Origin of the sequence: Arthrobacter sp. KN11-1C (assembly GCF_052180225.1) — a bacterium.
Classification (GTDB): Bacteria; Actinomycetota; Actinomycetes; order Actinomycetales; family Micrococcaceae; genus Arthrobacter.
Window position 1 is genome coordinate 1,634,999 of sequence record NZ_CP197467.1, and the last position, 22,722, is coordinate 1,657,720.

22 protein-coding genes are annotated in these 22,722 nt (G+C 65.1%); 10 read left to right on the forward strand and 12 right to left on the reverse strand.

Translation table 11 applies throughout. The features are described from left to right. Positions 1-234: 234 nt before the first annotated feature. Positions 235-1,041 carry an AfsR/SARP family transcriptional regulator gene (locus tag ACSBOX_RS07645; protein ID WP_442545489.1) on the forward strand — a complete coding sequence of 269 codons (807 nt, stop codon included), beginning with the start codon at positions 235-237 and terminating at the stop codon, positions 1,039-1,041. Positions 1,042-1,080: 39 nt separating this feature from the next. Here ACSBOX_RS07645 and ACSBOX_RS07650 read toward each other — a convergent pair whose 3' ends face one another. Continuing rightward, positions 1,081-1,734, reverse strand: a complete 654-nt coding sequence (locus tag ACSBOX_RS07650; RefSeq protein WP_442545490.1) for a phosphoribosyltransferase — start codon at positions 1,732-1,734, stop codon at positions 1,081-1,083. Positions 1,735-1,816: 82 nt separating this feature from the next. On the opposite strand from ACSBOX_RS07650, the gene ACSBOX_RS07655 reads away from it, so the two are divergent. After that, positions 1,817-2,230, forward strand: coding sequence for a MarR family transcriptional regulator (locus ACSBOX_RS07655; protein WP_442545491.1), 414 nt, complete (start codon positions 1,817-1,819; stop codon positions 2,228-2,230). A 42-nt stretch (positions 2,231-2,272) separates the two neighbouring features. Here the strand turns inward: ACSBOX_RS07655 and ACSBOX_RS07660 are convergent, their stop codons facing one another. The 5 genes from ACSBOX_RS07660 to ACSBOX_RS07680 form a co-directional block, all read right to left on the reverse strand. Then, complete coding sequence (locus ACSBOX_RS07660; protein ID WP_442545492.1) at positions 2,273-3,103, reverse strand: alpha/beta fold hydrolase; 831 nt, start codon at positions 3,101-3,103, stop codon at positions 2,273-2,275. A 4-nt stretch (positions 3,104-3,107) separates the two neighbouring features. Beyond that, positions 3,108-3,437, reverse strand: coding sequence for a biotin/lipoyl-containing protein (locus ACSBOX_RS07665; RefSeq protein WP_078108520.1), 330 nt, complete (start codon positions 3,435-3,437; stop codon positions 3,108-3,110). Beyond that, positions 3,430-4,464 (reverse strand): alpha-ketoacid dehydrogenase subunit beta, encoded by a 1,035-nt coding sequence (locus ACSBOX_RS07670; RefSeq protein ID WP_442545493.1) that lies wholly within the window; start codon positions 4,462-4,464, stop codon positions 3,430-3,432. Before ACSBOX_RS07670 ends, ACSBOX_RS07665 begins: the two co-directional genes overlap by 8 nt. Continuing rightward, entirely contained in the window at positions 4,457-5,494 is a 1,038-nt protein-coding gene (locus ACSBOX_RS07675) for a thiamine pyrophosphate-dependent enzyme (RefSeq protein WP_442545494.1), read from the reverse strand. The genes ACSBOX_RS07670 and ACSBOX_RS07675 overlap by 8 nt, the downstream gene beginning before the upstream one ends. Before the next feature lie 249 nt (positions 5,495-5,743). Continuing rightward, entirely contained in the window at positions 5,744-7,126 is a 1,383-nt protein-coding gene (locus ACSBOX_RS07680) for an amino acid permease (RefSeq protein WP_442545495.1), read from the reverse strand. Positions 7,127-7,302: 176 nt separating this feature from the next. Between ACSBOX_RS07680 and ACSBOX_RS07685 the strand changes: the two genes are divergently transcribed. The 6 genes from ACSBOX_RS07685 to ACSBOX_RS07710 all read left to right on the forward strand — a co-directional run bounded on the left by ACSBOX_RS07685 (position 7,303) and on the right by ACSBOX_RS07710 (position 13,750). After that, positions 7,303-7,782 (forward strand): Lrp/AsnC family transcriptional regulator, encoded by a 480-nt coding sequence (locus ACSBOX_RS07685; protein ID WP_059387632.1) that lies wholly within the window; start codon positions 7,303-7,305, stop codon positions 7,780-7,782. 101 nt (positions 7,783-7,883) lie between these two features. Next, positions 7,884-8,594: an NUDIX hydrolase gene (locus tag ACSBOX_RS07690; protein WP_442545985.1), complete on the forward strand. Its 711-nt coding sequence runs from the start codon at positions 7,884-7,886 to the stop codon at positions 8,592-8,594. Further along, positions 8,591-9,898 carry a quinolinate synthase NadA gene (gene nadA / locus ACSBOX_RS07695; protein WP_442545496.1) on the forward strand — a complete coding sequence of 436 codons (1,308 nt, stop codon included), beginning with the start codon at positions 8,591-8,593 and terminating at the stop codon, positions 9,896-9,898. The genes ACSBOX_RS07690 and nadA overlap by 4 nt, the downstream gene beginning before the upstream one ends. Positions 9,899-9,935: 37 nt before the next feature. Beyond that, positions 9,936-11,699, forward strand: coding sequence for an L-aspartate oxidase (nadB, locus tag ACSBOX_RS07700; protein ID WP_442545497.1), 1,764 nt, complete (start codon positions 9,936-9,938; stop codon positions 11,697-11,699). Then, on the forward strand, positions 11,692-12,588 hold the full coding sequence (gene nadC / locus ACSBOX_RS07705; RefSeq protein WP_442545498.1) for a carboxylating nicotinate-nucleotide diphosphorylase: 897 nt from the start codon (positions 11,692-11,694) through the stop codon (positions 12,586-12,588). The genes nadB and nadC overlap by 8 nt, the downstream gene beginning before the upstream one ends. A gap of 4 nt (positions 12,589-12,592) precedes the next feature. Beyond that, positions 12,593-13,750 carry a cysteine desulfurase family protein gene (locus tag ACSBOX_RS07710; RefSeq protein WP_442545499.1) on the forward strand — a complete coding sequence of 386 codons (1,158 nt, stop codon included), beginning with the start codon at positions 12,593-12,595 and terminating at the stop codon, positions 13,748-13,750. Positions 13,751-13,884: 134 nt separating this feature from the next. On the opposite strand, the gene ACSBOX_RS07715 is transcribed toward ACSBOX_RS07710, so the two are convergent. The 3 genes from ACSBOX_RS07715 to ACSBOX_RS07725 are packed head-to-tail and all read right to left on the reverse strand — an operon-like array spanning position 13,885 to position 15,953. Further along, a complete protein-coding gene (locus tag ACSBOX_RS07715; protein ID WP_442545500.1) occupies positions 13,885-14,376 on the reverse strand; it encodes a GtrA family protein in 492 nt (163 codons plus the stop codon). Between the two features lie 12 nt (positions 14,377-14,388). Continuing rightward, positions 14,389-15,243 (reverse strand): fumarylacetoacetate hydrolase family protein, encoded by an 855-nt coding sequence (locus ACSBOX_RS07720; protein WP_442545501.1) that lies wholly within the window; start codon positions 15,241-15,243, stop codon positions 14,389-14,391. Between the two features lie 41 nt (positions 15,244-15,284). Next, the gene (locus ACSBOX_RS07725; RefSeq protein WP_442545502.1) at positions 15,285-15,953 is read right to left on the reverse strand and encodes a DUF1684 domain-containing protein; all 669 of its coding nucleotides are present in this window, start codon (positions 15,951-15,953) and stop codon (positions 15,285-15,287) included. Between the two features lie 123 nt (positions 15,954-16,076). Between ACSBOX_RS07725 and ACSBOX_RS07730 the strand changes: the two genes are divergently transcribed. Together ACSBOX_RS07730 and ACSBOX_RS07735 are read left to right on the forward strand one after the other, a co-directional pair. Beyond that, positions 16,077-16,892, forward strand: coding sequence for a hypothetical protein (locus ACSBOX_RS07730; protein ID WP_442545503.1), 816 nt, complete (start codon positions 16,077-16,079; stop codon positions 16,890-16,892). Between the two features lie 78 nt (positions 16,893-16,970). After that, a complete protein-coding gene (locus tag ACSBOX_RS07735) occupies positions 16,971-17,777 on the forward strand; it encodes a transglutaminase-like domain-containing protein (RefSeq protein ID WP_442545504.1) in 807 nt (268 codons plus the stop codon). 9 nt (positions 17,778-17,786) lie between these two features. Here ACSBOX_RS07735 and ACSBOX_RS07740 read toward each other — a convergent pair whose 3' ends face one another. The 3 genes from ACSBOX_RS07740 to ACSBOX_RS07750 all read right to left on the reverse strand — a co-directional run bounded on the left by ACSBOX_RS07740 (position 17,787) and on the right by ACSBOX_RS07750 (position 22,717). Beyond that, on the reverse strand, positions 17,787-18,251 hold the full coding sequence (locus ACSBOX_RS07740; RefSeq protein ID WP_078108567.1) for a MarR family winged helix-turn-helix transcriptional regulator: 465 nt from the start codon (positions 18,249-18,251) through the stop codon (positions 17,787-17,789). After that, on the reverse strand, positions 18,248-19,369 hold the full coding sequence (locus ACSBOX_RS07745) for an LLM class flavin-dependent oxidoreductase (RefSeq protein ID WP_442545505.1): 1,122 nt from the start codon (positions 19,367-19,369) through the stop codon (positions 18,248-18,250). The genes ACSBOX_RS07740 and ACSBOX_RS07745 overlap by 4 nt, the downstream gene beginning before the upstream one ends. Positions 19,370-19,495: 126 nt before the next feature. After that, a complete protein-coding gene (locus ACSBOX_RS07750; RefSeq protein ID WP_442545506.1) occupies positions 19,496-22,717 on the reverse strand; it encodes an efflux RND transporter permease subunit in 3,222 nt (1,073 codons plus the stop codon). Between the last annotated feature and the right edge of the window lie 5 nt (positions 22,718-22,722).

A 22,722-nucleotide genomic window follows, 5' to 3' on the forward strand; every position in this document is an offset into this window, starting at 1 on the left:
GCCGAACCCGTTACAGCACCGTTACACGCAGGCGTGGCTCTTTCGGTGGTCGCTTCGGCCCGGGGCCTTCCGATGTCAGCAGGGATAAAAATCCATTACGAGTAAGTAGGGCATCCGTTAGGGATCCTTGATTCAAGTAGTGGCCACTCGTGACCGGGTTGGTGAAGGCTGACTAGTGTCTGACGACGTAGCGTTTGCCCACCAGGAATCCGACGTTCGATTGGGGTACGAGACGTGGTTTCATCACCAGACCCTCAGTGGTCCTTGACCTTGCTCAATGGTTGGACACTGAGCAGGGATGGCCGGCGCCAGAAAGTGGCGCACCGGCAGCAACGCCTTATCACCGCGCTGGCCCTCCTCGGCGAGCGGCCGCGCACGTTCCTCTCCGGGCTTCTCTGGCCCGACTCGTCCGACGCCCAGGCTGCGGTCGGCCTCAGGGTGAGTATCTGGCACATCAACCACGAGCTCCCCGGCCTGCTCGATGCCGACGGCACTACGGAAGTCTCGGTGGCCCTCAGCGAGCAGGTTCTCGTTGATGTCACCGAACTTGAGCGCGAGCTTCACGCCCCGCCGTCTGAGCTGAGCGGTTCGTATCCCAGGTGGGAACGGCTGCGGACCGCGGAGCTTCTTCCGGGATGGTACGAGGACTGGATCCTGGCCGAACAGGAACGCTTCCGCGCAGTGCGGACAACAGCCCTCGACTCCATCGCCGCGTTCCACCTCAGCCAGGGAAACGCCGAGGAAAGCAAGGCCGCCACCACTATGGCAATCTCCCTTGAACCATTCCGGGAGTCCTCGTACCAGTTGTTGATCCAGGCACACCTCGCCACCGGCGACCTTGTCTCGGCCCTTCGCACTTACAAGAGCTATTCCGCCGAGCTGAGGCAGGAATTCGGCGTCGGCCCCTCCCCGTCCCTCGCCAAACTCATCCGCCATGCCGTCGGGGCGAGCGGGCGTCAAAACGCCGTCGGAGGCCTCCCGTTTACCCAAGCATTGCCCTCGAGCCACATCGTGATGACGAACCGGCGGCCGACGGCGTAGGCGGGTCGGTCGTCGAACGCCTGCGTCCAACGGTTGAAACTACCCCGCCCGCTCCAAAAGCCGCACCGCGTCGTCGTCGGTCAATTGTTCGAAGTGCTCGTAGAACGCGCCGACGGCGTGGAATTTGCCCGGCGTGTGCAGGCACATCATGAAATCGCACACCCGGCTGATGGACGCTTGGGCCTCGAGGGATGACACGGGTACGGCGGCCAGCACAGTAGCGGCCCCACCCGCGCGCACGGCCTCGACGGCGGCACGCATCGTTGCGCCTGTGGCGAGTCCGTCGTCGACAAGAACGACAGTCTTGCCCGAGAGGTCGAAGTTGATACCCGGGTAGGTCTTCACTCGCCGCAGGAGTTCTCCGCGCTCGCGTGCCTCCACGGCATCAAGGGAAGCCTGGGTGATTCCGTGCCGCAGCATGCGTTCGCCGAGGGGCCGGTTGAGCATGCGCACGATCCTGCCGTTGGACCAGGCCAGGGCGCCGAACGCTGTTTCCTCGCGCCCCGGGATGCCGAGTTTGCGCACCAGAATGGCACCGTATGGCTGCTGGAGTTCGACGGCGGCTGCGGCCGCCACGGGAACTCCACCGCGGGCGAGGCCCAACAGGATGGTGTCCGGCCGTTGCCGGAGCTGCGGAAGCCCCGCTGCCACGCGGCGTCCGGCGTCCGCGCGGTCCTTGAAGCGCATGCCCATTCGTCCCACTTCCACGTCATCCAGCGCTGAATCAAGCCTACCTTTCTTGCCGGGACCGCTCGGCGCTGCCACGATGGGCCATGTGAACAAGCCGATCGGTTACTGGACCAAACGCCTGGATGCCGCATTGGAGGCGCACCTGGACAGCACCTTGGCGAGGCTGAAACTCAGCCGGAGGCAGTGGCAGACCCTCAATGTCCTGGCAGAGACACCCTTGAGCCCCGAGGACCTTGACCGGACACTCAGCCCGTTCTGGGGCGGCGACACGCGGCGTCGCGAAAATGAACTCGCCGCGATGGTAGGCCGCGGCATGATCATCATGGTGGACAACCGGATCAGCCTCAGCGAACTGGGCCACGCGAAGCAGGCGGAAGCCCTAAGGTTCGTGGAAGACGCGCGTCAGGACCTCTCGATGGGGATCGGTATCGACGAATACGCCATGGCCGTCAGCGTGCTGGAGCGCATGACGCTCAATGCGGAGCGGCTGGCAGGCTAGGCCGCCAGCCGCTCCCGCCACCATGAGCGGCTTCGCAACTACCTAGACGCCGAGGAACGCGACCGCGGCGTCCTTGAATACGCGGCTCGTCACCGCGTTGCTGTGGTTCCGCCCCGGCACAAGCAGCTGTTCCACCATGCCACCGGCGCGGGCAGCGATCGCCGCGAGTTCCGGCATGGTGACGGCGCGTTCGTCCTTATCGCCGGCCACCAGGAGCATCGGCATGTGGGGGACGGCTTCGGCCGGATCGAACGGTTCACCCTTGATCGCTTCGATGAGCGACAAGAGCGCGAAAAGATCGTTGCTCGGCAAGAGTTGTGCCATCTTCAGCAACCCCGCGGTGGACTCGTCGTCAATGGGTGTTCCGTCCGCGAGGTAGCGCTGGGCCGCCGCGAGATCGAAGGACGCCAGGGGGTCTTCCTTGTTCGGGCCGCCCAACACCAGCCGGTGCACGAGCTCGGGCTGGGTCGCCCCGAACTCCCAGGCGAGCCGGGAGCCCAAGGAATAGCCGATCACGTCGAGACCGCTGGCAGGGTCACCGGCGCGCAGAGGGCGCGCACCGGCGTCGGCGACTATCTGGAGCAGGTCCGCGCGGATCCGGCTCGGGGAGTAGGAGTCCATGTCCTCGGGCGAACTGCTGCGGCCGTGCCCGGGAAGGTCCACCGTGATGACCCGCCGACCGGCGGCCTTGAGGGTGGAGATCCAGCCGGTATCGCCCCAATTGAGCTTGGTGGACGAGGAAAAACCGTGCAGCAGCAGGACTGGGCGCAACCCGGCGTCGGTGCCTTCGGCAGGCTCATGGACTTCCACGAACAGATGCGGGTCTGTCCCTTCCACCGTGTGGATGTGCTCTTCCGTGTGCCTGCCGCTCATGGTGTCAGTCCTCATCAAGTACGGCGCTCAGGCGGACCCGGCGCTTCGGTGCGTCATCCTGGGGAACGGTGCCCACGATGCCGGCAGTATTGTCCGGCACCTCGAACACCACCAGCGGCTCGCCGACGTTGATGGTCTCGCCCGGCGCGCCGTGGATACGGATCACTTTACCCGCCTGCGGGCTCGGCAACTCGAGGGCGGATTTGCTCGTTTCCAGTTCCACGAGCGGCTGGTTCCGTTCCACCTGGTCGCCGGGGGAGACGAGCCAGTCCAGCACGGTGGCTTCGATGAGGCCTTCGCCAAGATCGGGCAGGGGGAAGCTGATTTCAGCCACGTCGATACTCCAGTACTCGTTGGATCCCCAGGAGGATGCGGTCAATGTTCGGAATGTATTCGTCCTCCAGGTCGCCGGAGGGATACGGCACGTCAAAGCCGGTGACGCGTTCGACGGGCGCCTTGAGCGTGTCGAAGCAGCTTTGCGTGATCAGCTGGGCCACTTCGGCCCCCAGTCCCGAGGTCAGCGGAGCTTCGTGCACGACGACGGCGCGCCGCGTCTTTCCGACGGACGTCGCCAGGGCTTCGGCGTCGATCGGCTTGAGCCAGCGCAGATCGAGGACCTCGACGTCGATTCCGTCCTCCGCGGCGAGTTCGGCAACCTGCAGGCACCGGGCAACCATGGCACCCCAGGCCACGAGGGTCAGGTGGCGGCCCGGCCGGACAACGCGGGCGCCGGTGAAGGTACCGCCGTCGGAGCTGTCGACGTCGCCCTTTTGCCAGTACCTGGACTTCGGTTCCATGAAGATCACGGGGTCAGGCCGCGAAGCTGCGTACTTGAGCAGGTGGTACGCATCGTGCGGGTCCGACGGTGAGACAACCTTGAGGCCCGGAACGTGCGCGAAGAGTGCCTCAAGGCTTTCCCCGTGGTGTTCGGGGGCTCGGATGCCGCCGAAACTGGGCACCCGGAGCGTGATCGGCATCGGCAAGGTGCCGCGGCTGCGGTAGTTCATCCGGGCGATCTGGCACACGATCTGGTTGATGGCGGGATACGCGAAGCCATCGAACTGTACTTCCGGAATCGGGTGGAAGCCGGCCATGGCGAGCCCCACGGACATGCCCAGGATGCCCGATTCGGCGAGCGGCGTGTCGAAGACCCGGGATTCTCCGTGCTTGGACTGCAGCCCGTCGGTGATGCGGAAGACTCCGCCCAACTGGCCGCAGTCCTCGCCGAAGACCACCGTTTTGGGATCGTTCGAGAGGATCTCGTCCAACGCGCGGTTGAGAGCCTGCTGCATGGAGAGCTTGACGGATTGGGTCTCGTTAGCCGCCGCGGTTTCAAGGATGGCGGTGGTGCTCTCAGACATGTTCGGACTCCTCGCGCCAACGGGTGGCCTGGTTTTCAAGGGCGGGGGTGGTTTCCTGGAAGACGAAATCGAACATCTCGTTGCCGGGCCGGGGACCGAGAGCTTCGATTCCGGTGCGGATCGCTTCTTCCTCTGCCCGGGCGGCCTGGTTGGCGGCGGCGAAGAACGCCTCGTCGGCCACGCCCTCTGCGAGCAAGCGCTCGCGGAGGCGTTCCAGGGGGTCCGCGCCGGCGTCGATGCGCTCGTCGTCGAGGCTCCGGTACCGGCCGGGGTCGTCGGCGGTTGAATGCGGCCCGCGGCGGTAGGTCATGGCCTCGACCACCACCGGACCGTTTCCTGCGCGGCAGTGGGCGAAGGCGTTGCGGGTGGCCTCATGGACGGCGACCACATCGTTGCCGTCCACTTGGATGCCCGGGATCCCGTAGCCCGCGGCGCGTGCAGCCACCGAGCCGCCGGCCACCTGCCGTTCGGTGGGCACGGATATCGCCCAGCCGTTGTTCTGGATGAAGAAGACAACAGGTGCTTTCATGACTGCGGCAAAGTTCATGGCTTCGTGGACGTCGCCTTGGGAGGAAGCGCCGTCGCCGAAGTAGCTGAGTGCCACTCCGTCTTCCCCGCTGAGGGTCTGGCCGTGGGCCCAGCCGACGGCGTGGAGCACCGAGCCCGCCACGACGGCCTGGATGGGCGCGAGGCGGCTGGCAACGGGATCGTACATGCCGCCGTGCCATGTTGCCTTGTGGGTGGACATGTATGCCACCATGTCCACGCCCATGGTCCGGGCGACGCCCATCTCGCGGTACGTCGGAAAGGCGAAGTCACGCGCAGTGTCGAGGGCATAGGCGCTGCCGACCTGGGCGGCTTCCTGGCCGAGTTCGGGAGCGTAGCCGGGGATGATTCCCTGGCGCTGCCAGGCGACGGCCGAGGTGTCGAGGTATCGAACGGCAGCCATCAGGGAATAGAGCTCCCTGAGCTGTCCGGGGGACAGGGGCGCGGCGTCGGCTGCGGCCACGACGGGAAGAAGTGAGTCCATGGACGTGACCGTAGTCACTGTTCGTACCGTAGGCAATCCGCCTATTTCGGCCTAGTCAAACTGCCACGAACTGCCAGTTTTCCTCGGGGAACACATAGCAGTTTGTGCACCGCTCCGCTCACCCAACTGACTCGCAGTTAATGTCGTTATGAGGGCTCAAAACGACATTAACTGCGTGGGCCCACGCCGCCAGGGTTCCCTGGCCGAGCTTGCGAGGCGAGGGTGGCGGTGGGGACTAGTTGGGTTTGCTTAGGCGTTTCGCGCGGACTTGACCTTGGCGCCGATCCGGCAGGCGACGGCGATGCACGCGATCAACAGGAACGTGCCGATCAGCTGGCCGGCGCTCTCGGCATTCGAGAAGCCCACCGCGAAGATCAAGGCAAGCAGCGCCAGGCCGAACACGGTGAGGAACGGGAAGCCCTTCATGCGAAGCGGCAGTTCGGTTCCTTCGCGGTCGGCGCGGCGACGCAGGATGAACTGCGACACGAGCGCCGTTCCCCAGACCACGAGGCACGTGGAACCCACGAGGTTGAGCAATGCCGGAAGTACGTGGTCGGGGAACAGCAGTTCCAGGATGGTGGCAATGAAGCCGAACGCAACGGAAACCCCGACGGCGGCCATGGGCACCTGGGCGCCGCGCAGCCGCGACAGGAAAGCCGGAGCTTCGCCGCGCTCAGACAAGGAGAAGACCATGCGCGAGGCGCCGTAGAGGTTTGCGTTGAGCGCGGAAAGCAGCGCCACGACGGCGACGAGGGTGATGGCCGTGCCGGCTCCCGGGATGCCGGCGAGGTCCAGGACGCCGGCGAACGGCGACTTCAAGCCGTCGGAGTCGGAGGGAAGGATTGCCGCAATGACGAAGACGGAACCGATGTAGAAAACCAGGATGCGCCACACCACCGTGCGGATGGCCTTGCCGACGCTGTGTGCGGGATTCTGCGTTTCCGCGGCAGCCACGCTCACGATTTCGGTGCCGCCGAAGGCGAAGATCACCACGAAGAGCGCCGCGGCGATTCCAGACCAGCCGGACGGAGCAAAGTTGCCCGTGAGGTTTCGGAGTCCCGGGGAAGTTGCGCCGGGCAGCCAGCCGAACAGCAAGGCAGCGCCGATGACGAGGAAGGCCACAATGGCTGCGACCTTCAGGATGGCGAACCAGAATTCGAATTCACCGAAGTTCCGGACCCCGGCGAGGTTGATCGCGGTGAAGGCCACCATGAAGACCAAAGCCAGCGCCCACACGGGAATGACCGGCCAGACGGAGAACAACAATCCTGCTGCGCCGAGTGCCTCCGCCGCGATGACCACTACCAGCTGCAGCCACCAGAGCCAGCCGACGGTGGATCCTGCCGTCTTGCCCATGGCCTTTTCCGCGTAGACGGAGAAGGCGCCGCTGTTGGGGTTGGCGGCCGCCATCTCGCCCAGCGCCCACATCACAATGATGATCAGGCTTCCCGCCACAAGGTAGGAGATAAGTACCGCCGGGCCTGCCGCGTGGATCCCGGCGCCCGAGCCGAGGAAGAGCCCCGCGCCGATCGCGCTGCCGAGGCCCATCATGGTGAGCTGGCGCGGCTTCATCGAGTGGCCGAGGCCGTGCGAAGGAATGGCGGGTCGAACAGCGGTGGACTTCGTTGTCATTCGTGTTTGCCTTCTTGTGGATGGTTTGTCAGCTTGTCCTCGTGGGACTTATCGAATTTACAGCTCCCGGTGGAAAGTGGCGAAAAACACCCGTGAGATGATGGTTACAAGCTGGTGCGACATCTGGGCATGGAGTGCCGATTTGTACAGCTGATGGGCGGAAGTAGGAAAAACTGATGGTTGTCGACGAACTGGACGCCAAGATTGTCCGATTTTTCACTGACTCCCCGCGGGCGTCTGTCCTGGAGGCATCGAGGGTCTTGAAGGTCGCACGCGCCACGGTCCAGTCCCGGCTGGACCGGATGGCCGAGCGTGGGGTGGTGGCTCCCTGGGTTCCGCAGCCCGATCCCGCCGGCTTCGGCTATCCCGTGGTCGCATTCTGCTCGCTCACCATCAACCAGGACCTGGGGCACGATGCCGTCGTCGAAGCACTGGCTGCCATTCCCGAGCTCATCGAGGTCCATACCGTTTCCGGCAGTTCGGACCTCATGGTGCGCGTGGTGGGCAAGTCGAACTCGGACCTGCAGCGCGTGCTGGACAAGCTCATCGCCACCAAGACCGTGCTTCGTTCCTCGTCGGTGATCGTGCTGAATACCCATTTCCAAGGACGCACCTTGCCGCTCCTGGAAGCTGCTGCCAAGGAGAATGCTGGCTGAAACATTTGGACACTGTCCGCCGACAGTCGTACCATTAGTTCTAGTCATTTTGACTATAACTAATTTTCTGGTCCCTACGGCAAAGAAGCGGGGTGAAAACCGTGTACGCCCCCTCGGCCAATGTCGCAGAGCGCAGGCTCGCGCCGCCGTCGTTGGCCATATCCACCGTGATCTTCGCCCTCCGTCCGAGCGAAAGCTCCGGCCGGCCCACGCTGTGGTTGCCGCTGGTGCGCCGCATCCGCGAACCGTTCAAGGACATGTGGGCGTTACCCGGTGGCCCGCTTCAGCACGACGAATCCCTCCAGGATGCCGCGTCCCGGAACCTGCGCGAGACTACGGGGCTGGCTCCCCATTACCTCGAGCAGCTCTACGCTTTCGGCGGCCTCCACCGTTCGCCCGCCCAGCGGGTCGTGTCGATTGTGTACTGGGCCTTGGTGCAGCCCACGGAAGCCGCCCTGGCCGACGAATCCGAGAATGTCCGCTGGTTTCGCGCGGACCGGCTCGCTGAATTGGCCTTCGACCACAACGCAATCGTGGACTACGCCTTGTGGCGGCTGCGCAACAAGATGGCCTATGGGTCCATCGCCTATCACTTGCTGGGTGAATTCTTCACCTTGGCACAGGTCCGCGAAGTCTACGAGGCTGTCCTGGACCGCCAGCTGGATCCGTCGAACTTCCGCCGGCAAATCAAGGGAACACCGGAAATCGAGGAAACCGGTGAATACCTCCAGGGCGGAAAACACCGCCCGCCCCGCCTCTACCGCTTCACCGGCACGCCCGGACTCGGGCCAGACAACAGGAGTACACCATGAGCAGCGTCAACACAGCTATCCAGCTGATCACGCGGGAAGAAGCCGAAAGCGGCCGTTCCGCGGCCGGCTCGACGTGCAGCCCCGCTCTGGCCGAAGGTCCGTGGGAGTACGACCTCGCTGAGGCCCTCGCCGGCATCCCGGCATACGGCCCGGGCGCTTCCAGTTCCGACGACGCTCCGAAGGCCACGCCCCGGCAAGGCCAGTTGCCGGAAGAGTACAAGGTGGCCAGCGACGCCGAGCTGGACGCCCGGATCCGTGCAGCCAAGGAGACCCTGGGGGACCGGGCCGTCATCCTGGGCCACTTCTACCAGCGCGATGAGGTTGTCGAGTACGCGGACTTCGTGGGCGACTCCTTCCAACTCGCCAACGCCGCCCTGACCAAGCCCGACGCCGAGGCCATCATCTTCTGCGGCGTGCACTTCATGGCTGAGACTGCCGACATCCTCTCCAGCGAGGGCCAGGCCGTGATCCTGCCGAACCTGGCCGCAGGCTGTTCCATGGCGGACATGGCGGACGAGGACTCGGTGGAGGAATGCTGGGAGCAGCTCGAGGAGCTCTTCGGGACCGGAACCGATTCCGAAGGCCGTGCCCCGGTCATCCCGGTGACTTACATGAATTCCTCGGCCGCATTGAAGGCCTTCTGCGGACGCAACGGCGGCATCGTCTGCACGTCCTCGAATGCCAAGACGGTGCTCGAATGGGCCTTCGAGCGCGGCCAGAGGGTGCTCTTCTTCCCGGACCAACACCTTGGCCGCAACACGGCCAAGGCCCTCGGCGTGCCGCTGGAGCAGATGCCCATGTGGAATCCGCGCAAGGAACTCGGCGGAAACGACAAACAGACCCTCCTGGATTCCCGCGTCATCCTCTGGCACGGCTTCTGCTCCGTCCACAAGCGCTTCAACGTGGGCCAGATCGAGAAGGCCCGCGCCGAATTCCCGGGCGTGAACGTCATTGTGCACCCCGAGTGCCCCATGGAAGTTGTCGATGCCGCGGACGGTGCGGGGTCCACCGACTTCATCAAGAAGGCCATCGCCGCGGCAACCGAGCCCACCACCTTCGCGATCGGTACCGAGATCAACATGGTGAACCGCTTGGCGGCGGAGAACCCGCAGCACACCATCTTCTGCCTCGACCCGGTGATCTGCCCCTGCTCCACGATGTACCGCATCCACCCCGGCTACCTCGCGTGGGTGCTCGAGGAACTGGTGGAAGGCCGCGTGGTCAACCGCATCACCGTGGACGACTCGGTCAAGGACAACGCCAAGATCGCCCTCGAACGCATGCTCGCAGCACGGCCGCTCTAGGCCGCACCCCGTACCAACCAGTCGAATCGAGCCCTTCATGACTGCAGAACGCATTCCCGGCGCTCCGGCGCGGCGACTCGTCGTCGTCGGAAGCGGCATCGCCGGCCTCTACTCCGCGCTGCTGGCCGCCGAGGCCGGTGCGGAGGTCGTCCTGCTGAGCAAGGGCGCGCTCGCGGACAGCAATACCTTCTTCGCCCAAGGCGGGATTTCGGCAGTGCTGGACGAGCCGGCCCCCGGCGATACCGTCGCCGCGCACATCGCAGACACCCTCAAGGCCGGCGCAGGCCACTGCAATGAGGAGGCCGTGCGGGTGCTCTGCACCGAAGCGCGCCTCGACATCAGGGGACTGGAGCGTTTCGGTGTCCGTTTCGACGCGGACGACGACGGCGATCCCGCCCTGGGGCTCGAAGCCGCCCACTCCGCGCCGCGGATCCTGCACACCGGCGGAGACGCCACCGGTGCCGGGGTCGCGAACGCGCTCATCCTGGCGGTCCTCGACGCCCAAGACGCCGGGAATATCCAAGTGCTGGGCCATGCCCAGGCAACGTCCCTGATCCAGTCCGAGGGCCGGGTAACGGGCGTTGAATTCCTGCGCCACGGCCGCGTTGAGAGCGTCCTTGGCGATGCCGTGCTGCTGGCAACCGGTGGCGCGGGGCAGCTGTTTGCGCAAACCACCAACCCCTCGGTGGCAACGGCGGACGGGCTCGCGCTCGCGTGGAGGGCAGGCGCCGAGCTCGCAGACCTGGAGTTCTTCCAGTTCCACCCCACGAGTATGGTCCCCTCCGCTGCGGGAGGAGCAGCTCACCTCGGCGCCGATCCTCTGCTCATATCCGAAGCCGTCCGTGGCGAAGGCGCCATCCTGGTGGACGCGCACGGCGAGCGGTTCATGCCGGGCTACCACCCCGACGCCGAACTGGCACCGCGCGACGTCGTCTCCCGCAGCATCGCCCTCCACTTGGCGTCGCTTGGCGATCCGAACGGGCACGTTTTCCTTGACGCCCGGGTCGTGGAAGCAAACAAAGGGGCGGGTTTCCTTGAGAAACGCTTCCCCACGCTCAGCGCCCGGACCCGCGAAGCCGGCATCGACTGGACCCTCGAGCCCGTTCCGGTTGCTCCTGCCGCGCACTACTGGATGGGTGGGGTGGTCACGGATCTCCACGGCCGGACGTCTGTACCTGGCTTGCTTGCCGCCGGCGAAGTTGCTTGTACCGGGGTGCAGGGCGCCAATCGCTTGGCTAGTAACTCGCTGCTCGAAGGGCTTGTCTTTGGACGGCGGGCTGTTGAAGGGTTCCTTGGGTGGGCGCCGCCGAACGGTGAGGGTTCGCCGAACGGCACCGGTTCGCGAAACGGCATTCCTCTGCGTGCTAACTCGGCCGCGGGCGGCCTCGCTTTTACGCACGCTGCCGGAACACCGTTCCGCGAGTTCGTGGCCGGCAGTCCCGCGCCCGTTTGGGATCTTTTGACGAGGTCCAGCACGAGTCCCTTCTCGCGGGCCGCCCTTCGTCGGTTGATGACTGCCAAGGCGGGGGTGCTGCGGACCGGGGGGTTGCTTCGGGAGGCCGCTGAGGCACTTGAGGCTTGGGCCGACGTCGTGCTTCCTGAGAATCTGCCGGACTCGGTGGATTCCGTGGTTCATGAGGATGCCAACTTGTTGCTTGCTGCGCAGTTGTTGGTGCGGGCTGCGGAAGCGCGGCCGGGGTCTGTGGGCGCCCACTACCGGAGTGATGCGGTCGACACCCGACGCGAAGAAATTGTCCAGAGATATACGATCCGCCGGAAAGCGAGCCTCGTTCATGACTAGCCTGACCCTCCCCGCAGCACCCGTCCGGGACATTCTGGAGCGGGCTTTCGCGGAGGACGCACCGAGCGGCGACATCACCTCGCAGTTGCTCATTCCCGCCGAGGCCCGCGCCACCGCCGTGCTCAACGCCCGGGTTCCGGGGGTCTTCAGCGGCGGAACGGTGTTCCGCGACGCCATGCTGCTCGTCGACCCGGACACCGAAGTGGAGCTGTTGCTCGCCGACGGTGAAGCATTCGACGCCGGAACCCACCTCGCGCGGGTCAGCGGCCGCGCGCGCTCGGTACTGCTCGCCGAACGCGTCGGGCTCAACCTTGCCCAGCGCATGAGCGCCATCGCCACCAAGACGGCGGAATTCGTCAGGCTCGTCGACGGCACCAAGGCACGCATCACGGACACGCGGAAAACGACCCCCGGGCTGCGGGTATTGGAACGCTACGCCGTGCGGTGCGGCGGGGGAGCCAACCACCGCTACAGCCTGTCCGACGCCGTCCTGGCCAAGGACAACCATCTGGCTGTGATGACCGGTGGCGATTCCGCCAAGCTCACCGCACTGCTCAAGGCCGCCAAAGCCCAGTTGGGCCACACCACGCATTTCGAAGTGGAAGTGGACCGCGCCGAGCAGATTGAACCGGTGCTCGCGGCCGGGGTGGACACGATCATGCTGGACAACTTCTCCCTTGCGGAGCTCCGGGCCGGCGTGAAGCAAGTGGCCGGCCGCGCCGTCGTCGAGGCGAGCGGCAACGTCAACGTCAATACCGTGGCGGACATCGCCGCAGCCGGAGTCGATGTCATTTCCATCGGCGGACTCACGCACAGCGTCAACGCGCTGGACCTCGGCCTGGACGTGACGCTCGACGTGTCACCGGACCCGTCCCTGGCGCTCGGCTGACGCCATGATCTTCCTCGACGCCGCGGCGACAACACCCGTCCGCAGGGAAGTCCTCGAAGCGATGTGGCCGTATCTGACGGGGGAGTTCGGCAATCCCTCGAGTCATCACAGCCTCGGCGAAGCAGCCGCGAACGCGTTGTCCGGGGCCCGCGCGGCAGTCGCGAAGGTCCTGGGTTGCCGGCCGGGGGAGATCACCTTCACCTCCGGTGGCACCGAGGCAGACAACCTGGCGGTGAAAGGAATCGCGCTCGCGAGGCGTGCGGCGGATCCAACGCTCAATCGCATCGTCATCAGCGCCATCGAGCATCCCGCCGTCGAGGAATCCGCGCTGTACCTGCAACGCGTCCATGGGTTCGAAGTGGACGTGGTCCCGGTGGACCGGCACGGCGTGGTGACGGCCGAGTCGCTCCGGGCCGCCCTGACCCCGGAGACGGCCCTCGTCAGCATCATGTACGCCAACAACGAGATCGGGACCGTGCAGCCCGTGCGGCAACTCGCGGAAGTGGCCGCGGAATTTGGTGTGCCCTTCCATGCCGACGCTGTCCAGGCCGCGGGCTGGCTACCTCTGGCCGTCAAGGAACTCGGAGTAGACGCACTCAGTATCTCGGGCCACAAGCTCGGCGCACCGAAGGGCAGCGGCGTGCTTTATGCCAAGGGAAGGCTGCGCCTTGAACCGCTGGTCCACGGCGGCGGCCAGGAACGGGGCAGGCGCTCCGGGACCGAAAACGTCGCGGGTGCCGTTGCCCTGGCTACGGCACTGACGCTCTCCCAGTCCGGGCAGTCCGGGCTGGCCGGGCGTGTCGCGGAATTGCGTGATGCCTTCATCCACGCAGTCCTTGAGGCTGTGCCGGGTGCCGTGTTGACCGGCCACCCCTCGCAGCGCTTGCCGTCCGTCGCGTCCTTCTGTTTCCCTGGCACGAGCGGGGAGTCCGTTTTGCTTGAGCTTGAGCGGCTTGGCGTGGTCTGTTCGAGCGGCTCGGCCTGCGCTGCCGGATCCGATGCTCCGTCGCCGGTCCTGCTTGCCTTGGGAATCGAGCCGGAGGTGGCCCACACTGCTGTGCGCTTCAGCTTCGACTCCACGGTGACGTCAGCGGAACTGGAACAAGCCGCGGAAGCCGTGGCTGCCGCCGTCGGGAGCGTCCAGGGGCTCGGTCGCCGCTGACCGCCCCCCACCCAACTGTCCCCACCGCCACCCTCGCCTCGCAAGCTCGGCCAGGGAACCCTGGCGGCGTGGGCCCACGCATTTAATGTCGTTTAGAGGCCCCAGAACGACATTAAATGCGAGTCAGTTGGGAATCAGACGTGGCGGGCCCGGCGGAAGATCCAATGCCGCAGCATGGTGAACCGCACGGCCGTCGCGACGAATCCGGACAGTGTGGTGGTCCAAAGATCCTCGGCGAGGGTGGCTTCGGGCCGCAACGCATGCAGCACTCCCAGGCTACCGCCGGTGATGACCAGTGCGACGGCGATCACGATCAGCCCGTTCAGGTGGTCCCGCGCTCTCTTCCGGTTGCCGGTGATCTTGAAGGTGAGCCGCCGGTTCAAGGCCGTGTTCATGAGCGAAGTGATGATCAGTGCCGCGGCGTTGGCAGGTTGCGGGCCGATCCACGGCCGGAACAGCGCATACAGCGCCAGCGAAGTGACGGTGCAGATGATCCCGACGCCGGTGAAACGGATGAGCTGCCTGACCACCGGATAGCGCAGCACGCCTTTGCGGCGAGTGCTTGTCTTTGGCCTGGAAAGGGACGTCTGCCGCGTCTCAATTGCCGGCACGGCAGGAGGCTCCATGGCTCAAGCCTTTCATATCAAGCTGGGAAATTTCTCCCAAGATGCTGCAATAACGGGGTTGCTGAGCTCTCCGATGCCCTCAATGCGGCAGGTCACGAGGTCTCCGGGTTCGATCCTGGCGCACTCGGCCGGGAAGCCGGTGAGGACCAGGTCGCCGGCGTGCAAGGTCATGAACGAGGTGAGGTAGACAAGGATCTCGTCTACCTTCCAACCGAGGTCCGCGGTGCTGGCGGTACGCAATTCCCGGCCGTTGTGCACGATGCCGATTGAAAGGTCGCCGTCATTGAGGTCCGTAACGATCCATGGGCCAGCAGGGGTGAACGTGTCCTGGCTTTTCGCGCTGATCCACAGTTCGTCGGTCTTCTGCAGGTCTCTCGCCGAGACGTCGTTGCCGATCGTGAAACCGAGGATGGCGTCGCGCGCGTTGTCGAGCGTGAGCCCGCGGACCTTGCGTCCGACGACGACGGTCAGTTCCGCTTCGGGGTCCACGTAGCCGACGTCCGAGGCGAGTTCGATGGCGTCACCCGGTCCGACGACACTTGTGGCTGCCTTGTGGAACGCCTGGGCAGGCAAATCCCGGCCAGGCTGGCCGGTGTTGTGTGCCATCCCGAAGACATTGGCCGGAACCGACGGCGCCAGGAACGTGAACGCATCCTCGGAAACTTCGGTGCCTCCAACCCAGCCCGGCCGCCCGGCGCTGCTGCGGTTTGCCGGGGAGCCTGGGAACGGGCTGTCCACCACGGTCCAGTTCCGGCCTTCCGCGGAAGCGAAGTCGACGGCGTCGTTCGCGACGAAGAAGTGTTCGTCCGGTGAAGTGGGGGAGAGCGGGCGGACGCGGGCGATCCGGCGTGCACGGGAGGAAGTCATGAAGACATCCTACGTCCTTCGGCCTCATGAGGCCGTCCCATTTAGACCGGCAGGTAGAGCTCACCCACCGGGATGTCCGCGGCCAGGCGATTCGCCGGCCCGGCCAAAGGGCAGGCCCAGGCCTCGTTGTAGGCGCAGGACGGGTTGTAGGCGAAATTGAAGTCAAGCACGAACTCCTGCTGCCCGGATCCGCGAAGGCCGTGGAAAGCGCCCTTGATCGTGTCCAGCAAATACCGGCCCGCGCCGTAGCTTCCTCCGGGTTTGCCCGCTGTGGCATCGCGGAAGGGCACGAAGATGCCGCCGCCATAGCTCCGCAGGCGCCACACGGCCAGCGAGCCAAGCTCGTCCAGGTCGAAGGTGCCCAGGCGGACAAACGGCACCACGCCGTCGGTTCCGGTCTGGACGTTCATCTCCTGGCCCGCGCCTTCGGGGGAAAGGGAAGCGTAGCGGCGAAACCTGGAATCGTAGTCCGCGGTGCGCAATCCGGAGAAAGCCTGCTTGCTGGCGGGAGTCAGTGCCGAGGCCGGGTGTGTTCCGAACATGCGGTCCCGCTCCTGGCGCCAGTAGACATGGGCCTGGAAGGGATCGTCCATCGCGATCTTGCGGACGGCGTCGTACAAGGCAAACGTCCGCAAACGCCAGTCCGCTATGTCCACGGCGGAGATGTCCGCCACATTGTTTTCGTCCTCATCAAGCAGATCGGGAGCCATGCGTCCAGCCTAGTCCTACGATGCGGGCCGAAGCGGCGTCGAAGTCCATCTACTGGCTTCGCACATGCGAAACGCCGCCCCGGTCCGGCGGTCGGGCGGCCCAGCGCCGCTAGGCTGGTGCGCATGAGAGCAAAGCGGATCCCGTTGAAGTTTTCAGTCTCCGTCCTGGGTGCGCTCATCGTGGTCGCCGCGGCTGGCTGTAGTTCCCAGGGCGCGGGCGGGCCCGTCTGGACGGCCGGCTCCAACAGTGCGGCACCCGGGAGCGGGTCGCCGTCGGGCTCCGGTACGGCCCCGCCGTCGGCCGGTTCCACTGCTTCGGGAAGCCCCTCCGCGGGAAGTACGGCGACGGCGGGGGCCACGGCCGCGGCGTGGAAGACGTACTCCGACGCCGCCAAGAAGGTCAGCTTCGATCTTCCGACGGACTGGATTGCGCAATCGGTCACGCCCGACGCCGGCTCCATGCCGGGCGCCCTGAAGATCGAGGTCAAAGACGCCAAGGGCGGGTATCTGGCGACGCTTCACACCGGACTGCCCTCGGCCAGTCCGGCCGACTGCAATCCGGCCGCAAAGCGCCCCTACACGGTGGTCAGCAGCGTGCCCATTGACCTGCCCCACGCGGACGGCGATTCCATGATCCCGCCGCACGTGGTGTTTCGCGTCATTCAGGGCTACAAATTCTTCGGTTCGTACGGCATCACCAACCTGGTGGCCGGAACTGACGGCCAGGCCTGCCAGCTGCGGAACCTTGTGATGGGGCCCACCGGAAAGGGCGACTACTACTTCGGGGACATGCCCGCCGTGCATGCCTTCGCCACCGACGAAGTGGTTGCTCCGGCAAAGTCCTTCGATACCTTGGACCAAGCCGCCAAGTATGTTGACCAGAGTTCGGAATTCGCCAATGTCCAGCGGATGCTATTGTCTCTGAAGGTCAATCTGTAGAACCACGGTTGATAGACACTCGACGGCGCCAACTCTGCATAATTAGTGGGTTGTCCAGCCGCAACACTCCGGAGATCCATGGAACGCAACGTTGCTGCCCAGCTCGTTTTCAAGACCGTAGCCAACACCAAGGTGGCGATGGCAATAGCCGTGGCCAGCAATCCTGGCTACGAATCGTTGACCGAAGAGCTGTCAGTCACGGTGGAAGGCGAAGCTGTACCGCTCACTGAGCTGGCAGACCATCACGGTGGACGTTTCCACTACATGAAGTTTGACGAACCCAGTGAGGTAACCGTTGATTACCGGGCTTCGGTGGAGGGCTTTGGTGTCCCCGACGAGTCCTCCCGGATGGAGCTCATCCGCTACGTGCGGCCCAGCCGTTATGCCGAGTCCGATCGGCTCCTTCCGACGTCGTATGCCGAATTCGGCGGGTTGCACGGTGAGGAACTGTTGCAGGCTGTCCGGAACTGGGTCCACGATGAACTCCGGTACGTCAGTGGTTCCTCGCGCGGGACGGACGGTGCCGTGGAAACGCTCCTGCACCGCAAAGGCGTGTGCCGCGACTTCGCGCACCTTGCCATTGCCCTTCTGCGCTCCAAGGACATTCCCGCGCGACTCGCCGCTGTGTACGCGCCCGGCCTGAGCCCCATGGACTTCCATGCCGTGGCCGAGGCCCACCTCGACGGCACGTGGTACGTGATCGATCCCACCGGCCTGGCTCCGCGCGAATCAATGCTTCGCATCACCGCCGGACGCGATTCCTCGGACACCGCGTTCCTCTCCACCGTGGGCGGCAGCCTGTCGTTGAAGAGTTTGAAAGTCACGGCGGTGGTGGCCGACGAGCTGCCGGATGAGGATCCGGCAAAGCTCGTCGTCCTCCGCTGACCGTCGCGCCTACTTGTGGGCGACGAACGCCTGCAGCTTTTCTGTCAGGCGTAGAAGCTCGCGTTGCTCGTCCGCTGTCAGGGCCGGTGCCACGAGTTCGGCGATGTCGCGGATGTGCTCACGGCCGATCTCCTTCTGCAGTTCCTGCCCGGCCGCGGTCAGCCCGAGCAGGATTCCGCGTCCGTCGTCGGGGGCGATGCTGCGTTCCACGAGTCCGCGCTTCTCCAACCGGTCAACCAGCCGGCTCAGGCTGGATTGGCTGAGCAGGACGTGATCGTTGATCTCGTTCAGGCGCAACTTGCCGGTGGGGCAGCGCGAAAGCGTGAACAGGACGTCGTACTCCTTGATGGGCAGCTTCTTGAAGGCCGGCCCGGCCTGGAGCCGGCGCATCACCGCCACCTGGGAGCGGAACAAGGACTCCCAGGTCTCGGCGGCGAGGCGCACCGCGGACGAGGTGGGCGCGGTGGTGGTCACGGGTTCCGCCCTGCGGAATCCGCAACCGCCTCGCTGGCCGAGGCGAGCACGGATGCTGCCAGCCGGGATGCATGGGTGGGTGCGTCAGGTACATGGGCCGGCTTGCGGTCCTCGAATTCCTTGCGCAGGACCGGCAGGACTTCCTCGCCGAAGAGGTCCAGTTGCTCCAGGACGGTCTTGAGCGGCAGCCCGGCGTGGTCCACCAGGAACAGCTGGCGCTGGTAGTCGCCGAAGTACTCGCGGAACGTCAAGGTCTTTTCGATCACTTCCTGCGGGCTGCCGACGGTCAGCGGCGTCTGGGACGTGAAGTCCTCGAGCGAGGGTCCGTGGCCGTACACCGGCGCGTTGTCGAAGTAGGGGCGGAACTCCTTCACGGCGTCCTGGGAGTTCTTGCGCATGAAGAACTGTCCGCCGAGGCCCACGATGGCCTGGTCGGCGTTGCCGTGGCCGTAGTGCTCATAGCGTTCGCGGTACAGGCCGATCAGCTGCTGGTAGTGCTCCTTGGGCCAGAAGATGTTGTTGGCGAAGAAGCCGTCGCCGTAGTAGGCGGCGAGTTCCGCGATCTGCGGGCTGCGGATGGAGCCGTGCCAGACGAAGGGCGCGACGCCGTCGAGCGGGCGGGGCGTGGAGGTGAAGTTCTGCAGCGGGGTGCGGTACTTGCCGCTCCAGTTGACGGTGTCCTCGTCCCAGAGGCGGCGCAGCAGGGAGTAGTTCTCCACGGCGAGTTCGATCCCGTCCTGGATGTTCTTGCCGAACCAGGGGTAGACGGGAGCGGTGTTGCCGCGGCCCATGATGAGGTCCACGCGGCCATCTGCCAGGTGCTGGAGCATCGCGAAGTCTTCGGCGATCTTGACCGGATCGTTCGTGGTGATCAGCGTGGTGGACGTCGACAATGTGATGCGTTCAGTCTGCGCTGCGATGTAGGCAAGCGTGGTGGTAGGGGAGGATGAGAAGAAGGGGCGGTTGTGGTGCTCGCCGATCGCATAGACGTCCATGCCGATCTCTTCGACCTTCTTGGCGATCGCCACGGCGGCCTTGATGCGCTCGTTCTCCGTGGGGGTGTGGCCCGTGGTCGGGTCAGTGGTGATGTCGCTGACGCTGAATACGCCGATCTCCATGATGTGCCTTTCTGCCTGCCCGATTGGTGTCCGGGCTCTGCCAACAGTCTATCCCAAAATAGATGCATTTGCATGTATCACTGCCTGCAACAGGGCACAACGCCATTTTGTTCCCGGTGAGGCGCCCTACTCGGCGGGGCTGGAAGCGGACCGGCGGCCGGTGACTTTGGGAATCATTCCGGTGGTCCAGTCCAGGTGCTCGCCGTCGCCATGGCCGGCGATGCCGTCCTTCACGACGTCGGGGCGTTGCGTGAGCGCCTTGAGCAGCGCCTTCTTCTCGCGCCGGCCTTCGACCAGCTTGTAAAGGACGGGAACAAGGACGAGCGTCAAAGCCGTGGAGGATACAAGGCCGCCGATCACGACGATCGCGAGCGGCCGGGAAATGAACCCGCCGCCTCCCGTGAGGCCCAAAGCCATGGGCGTCAGCGCGAAGACGGTCGCAAGCGCCGTCATGAGGATCGGGCGTAGCCGCTGCCGGGCGCCGTGGGTGATGGCATCCGCCACGCTCATCCCGGGACTGCCATCGTGCGGTTTGCGGTACTGGTTGATGAGGTCGATCAGGACGATCGCGTTGGTCACGACGATTCCCACCAGCATCAGCATGCCAATCAGGGAAGGCAGCCCGAGCGGAACACCCGTGACGAGGAGCAACGCGATGGCGCCGGTCGCCGCGAAGGGTACGGACACCAACAGGATGAGGGGCTGGATGAGGGACTTGAACGCGGCAACCATGATGACATAGACGATGGCGACGGCGGCTAGAAGGGCGAGGCCGAGCTGGCTGAACGAGTCCGCCTGCTGCGTCGTGGCGCCACCGATCGTGGCTGTGACGCCTGCCGGCAGCCGCACGGCAGCCAGCCGGTCGGTGACTGCCGTGCTGACGGAGCCAAGGTTGGAGCCCGACGGCGTGACAGTTACCTTCGCGGTCCGCTGGCCGTTGCTGCTGGTGATGGAAACGGGAGTGTCCACCTGCTCCACCGACGCGATGCTCGACAGCGGAACGGGCCCGGCCGGTGTCGGGAGACTGATGGCGCTCACATCGGCGATGCTGCTGAAGTGCGTGCCTTCGCCGATCTGTACCGGGAAGTCCGTGGTGTCGATACGGACGGTGCCTGCGGGGATGGGACTGACCGTGGACGCCAGGACGCCGGCAACTTGTTCTTCGTTGAGCCCGGCTGCGACGGCCTTGGCGCGATCGACCTTCACCTGGACCACCGACTGGCTCGCGTCCAGGTTGGTGGCTACCTCGGCGCTTCCGGGCACGCCGTCCATGGCCTTCGCGACGGCGTCGCTTGCGGTTTTGAGATCCGCTGCGTTGGCGGCGTTGATGGTGATGTCCACGCTGGAAGACGTGCCCAGCCCGCCTTGCTGCGCGCCGACGGTGACCTTTCCGGCAGCCGAGGCGCTGGCGAGGCGGGACCGGACCGTGTCCTGCAGTTTCTGCTGGTCGGCCTTGTCGTCCGTCACTACAGTGAACGTCGAATTGGAAGCCCCGCTTGAGGTGAGCGCGGCGAAGCCTGTTTGGGCGTTGCCCGATGTGACCTGGACATCCTTGATGCCATCGATGCCACGCAGGACCGATTCCACTTGCGCAGCGGCGGCGCCGGTCTGCTCCAGGCTGGTGCCGGCAGGAAGGACCTGGCGCACGGTCATGCTGTTCTGGCCGGAATCGCCCAGCAAGTCCGTGGCGAGCAACGGGGACATGGCCGCAGTTCCACCCAATACCAGCACCGCGGCCACGATCGTGATGACCGGGTGCTTCTGGGTTTTGGACAGGATAGGCAAATAGCCGCGCTGCAGCCGGCTGCGTTGCTCTGCCTCGTGCGCCTTTGTCCGGGCGTTCTCCGCGGCACGGGCGTCCACCGTCGCGGCAGCGGACGGCGACTTGAGGAACCAGTATGCCAACACCGGAACGATAGTGAGGGACACGAGCAACGAAGACAACAGGGCGATGGTCACCGTCAGCGCGAAGGGCCGGAACAGTTCGCCAGCCAGGTTGCCCACGAAGGCGATCGGCAGGAAGACGGCAACCGTAGTGAGGGTGGACGCCGTGATGGCACCGGCAACTTCCCGGATGGAATTGAGGATCGCCGCGAGCTTGTGTTCGCCGTAGCTCAGGTGCCGCTTGATGTTTTCGATCACCACGATCGAATCGTCCACCACCCGGCCGATCGCGATGGTCAACGCTCCGAGCGTGAGGATGTTGAGCGAGTAATGGGTCGCCGATATTCCGATGAACGTGATCAGGAGCGACAACGGAATGGATACCGCCGTTACCAGCGTGGAACGCACGGACATCAGGAATACCAGAATGACTGCGACCGCGAAGCCAAGTCCAAGGAGGCCCTCGGTGGTGAGGTCCTTGATGGATTTCTCGATGTACGGGGCCTGGTCGAACACCGGTGTGAAGTGCGCATTGGAGCCCAATTCGGCTTCCATCTGGGGAATGGAATCCTTGACCGCGTGCGAAATGGCGACGGTATCGCCGTCGGGCTTCTTCGTGATGGACAGGGCCAGCGTCGGTTTGCCGTTGGTCCGGGTAATGGAGGTTGCGGCGTCGTCCTGGATACTGACGTCGGCAACAGAGCCGATGGTGGTGCCGGCCTTCGCTCCGGTGAGGGGCAAGCCCTTGATGACGTCGAGGGAGTCCACCGGGCTGCCGATCTGCAGCGAGAGGGTCTTGCCCTGATCCTCGATGGTCCCGGCCGGGACCAGAGTTCCGTTGTTCTTGAGGGCATTCGTGAGCGATTGGACCGTGGCGCCGCTGGCGGCCATCGCCGGGGCTTTGGGCTGGATCAGGATGTGCTGGGTGGCTCCACCTGTCACGTCAGCGCTGCGGACCCCGTCCAGCTTCTGGAGCCGGGGAACGCTCAAGCGCTGCAGGTCCGTGTTCAACTCGCTGAGCGGCTTGTCCGAAGACACGGCCAGGTACACGATCGGGAAGTCGCTGATGCTGCCGGCGAAAGACTGCGGCTCGACGTCGGCCGGCAGCACGCGTTTGGCATTGGAGATAGCGCGATCGATCTGGTTGCGCGCCCGGTCCAGGTTCGAACCATACGTGAACACCATAGTGATCTGCGAAACACCGTTCCGCGACGTCGACGTCGTCGACTCGAGGCCCTCGACGCTGTTCAGTGCTGTTTCGAGCGGGCGGCTGAGTTGCTTGTCGACAACTTCCGGGGACGCGCCCGGCATGGACGTAATCACCGAGATCTGCGGGAACTCGATCGAGGGGATGAGCTCCTGCTTCAGGGACGACATGGTGATCACGCCGAACACCGCCGCGAAGACGGTGATCAGCGCGATCAATGCCCTGTTCGCCAATGAAAGCTTTGCCAGACGGAACATTGCAC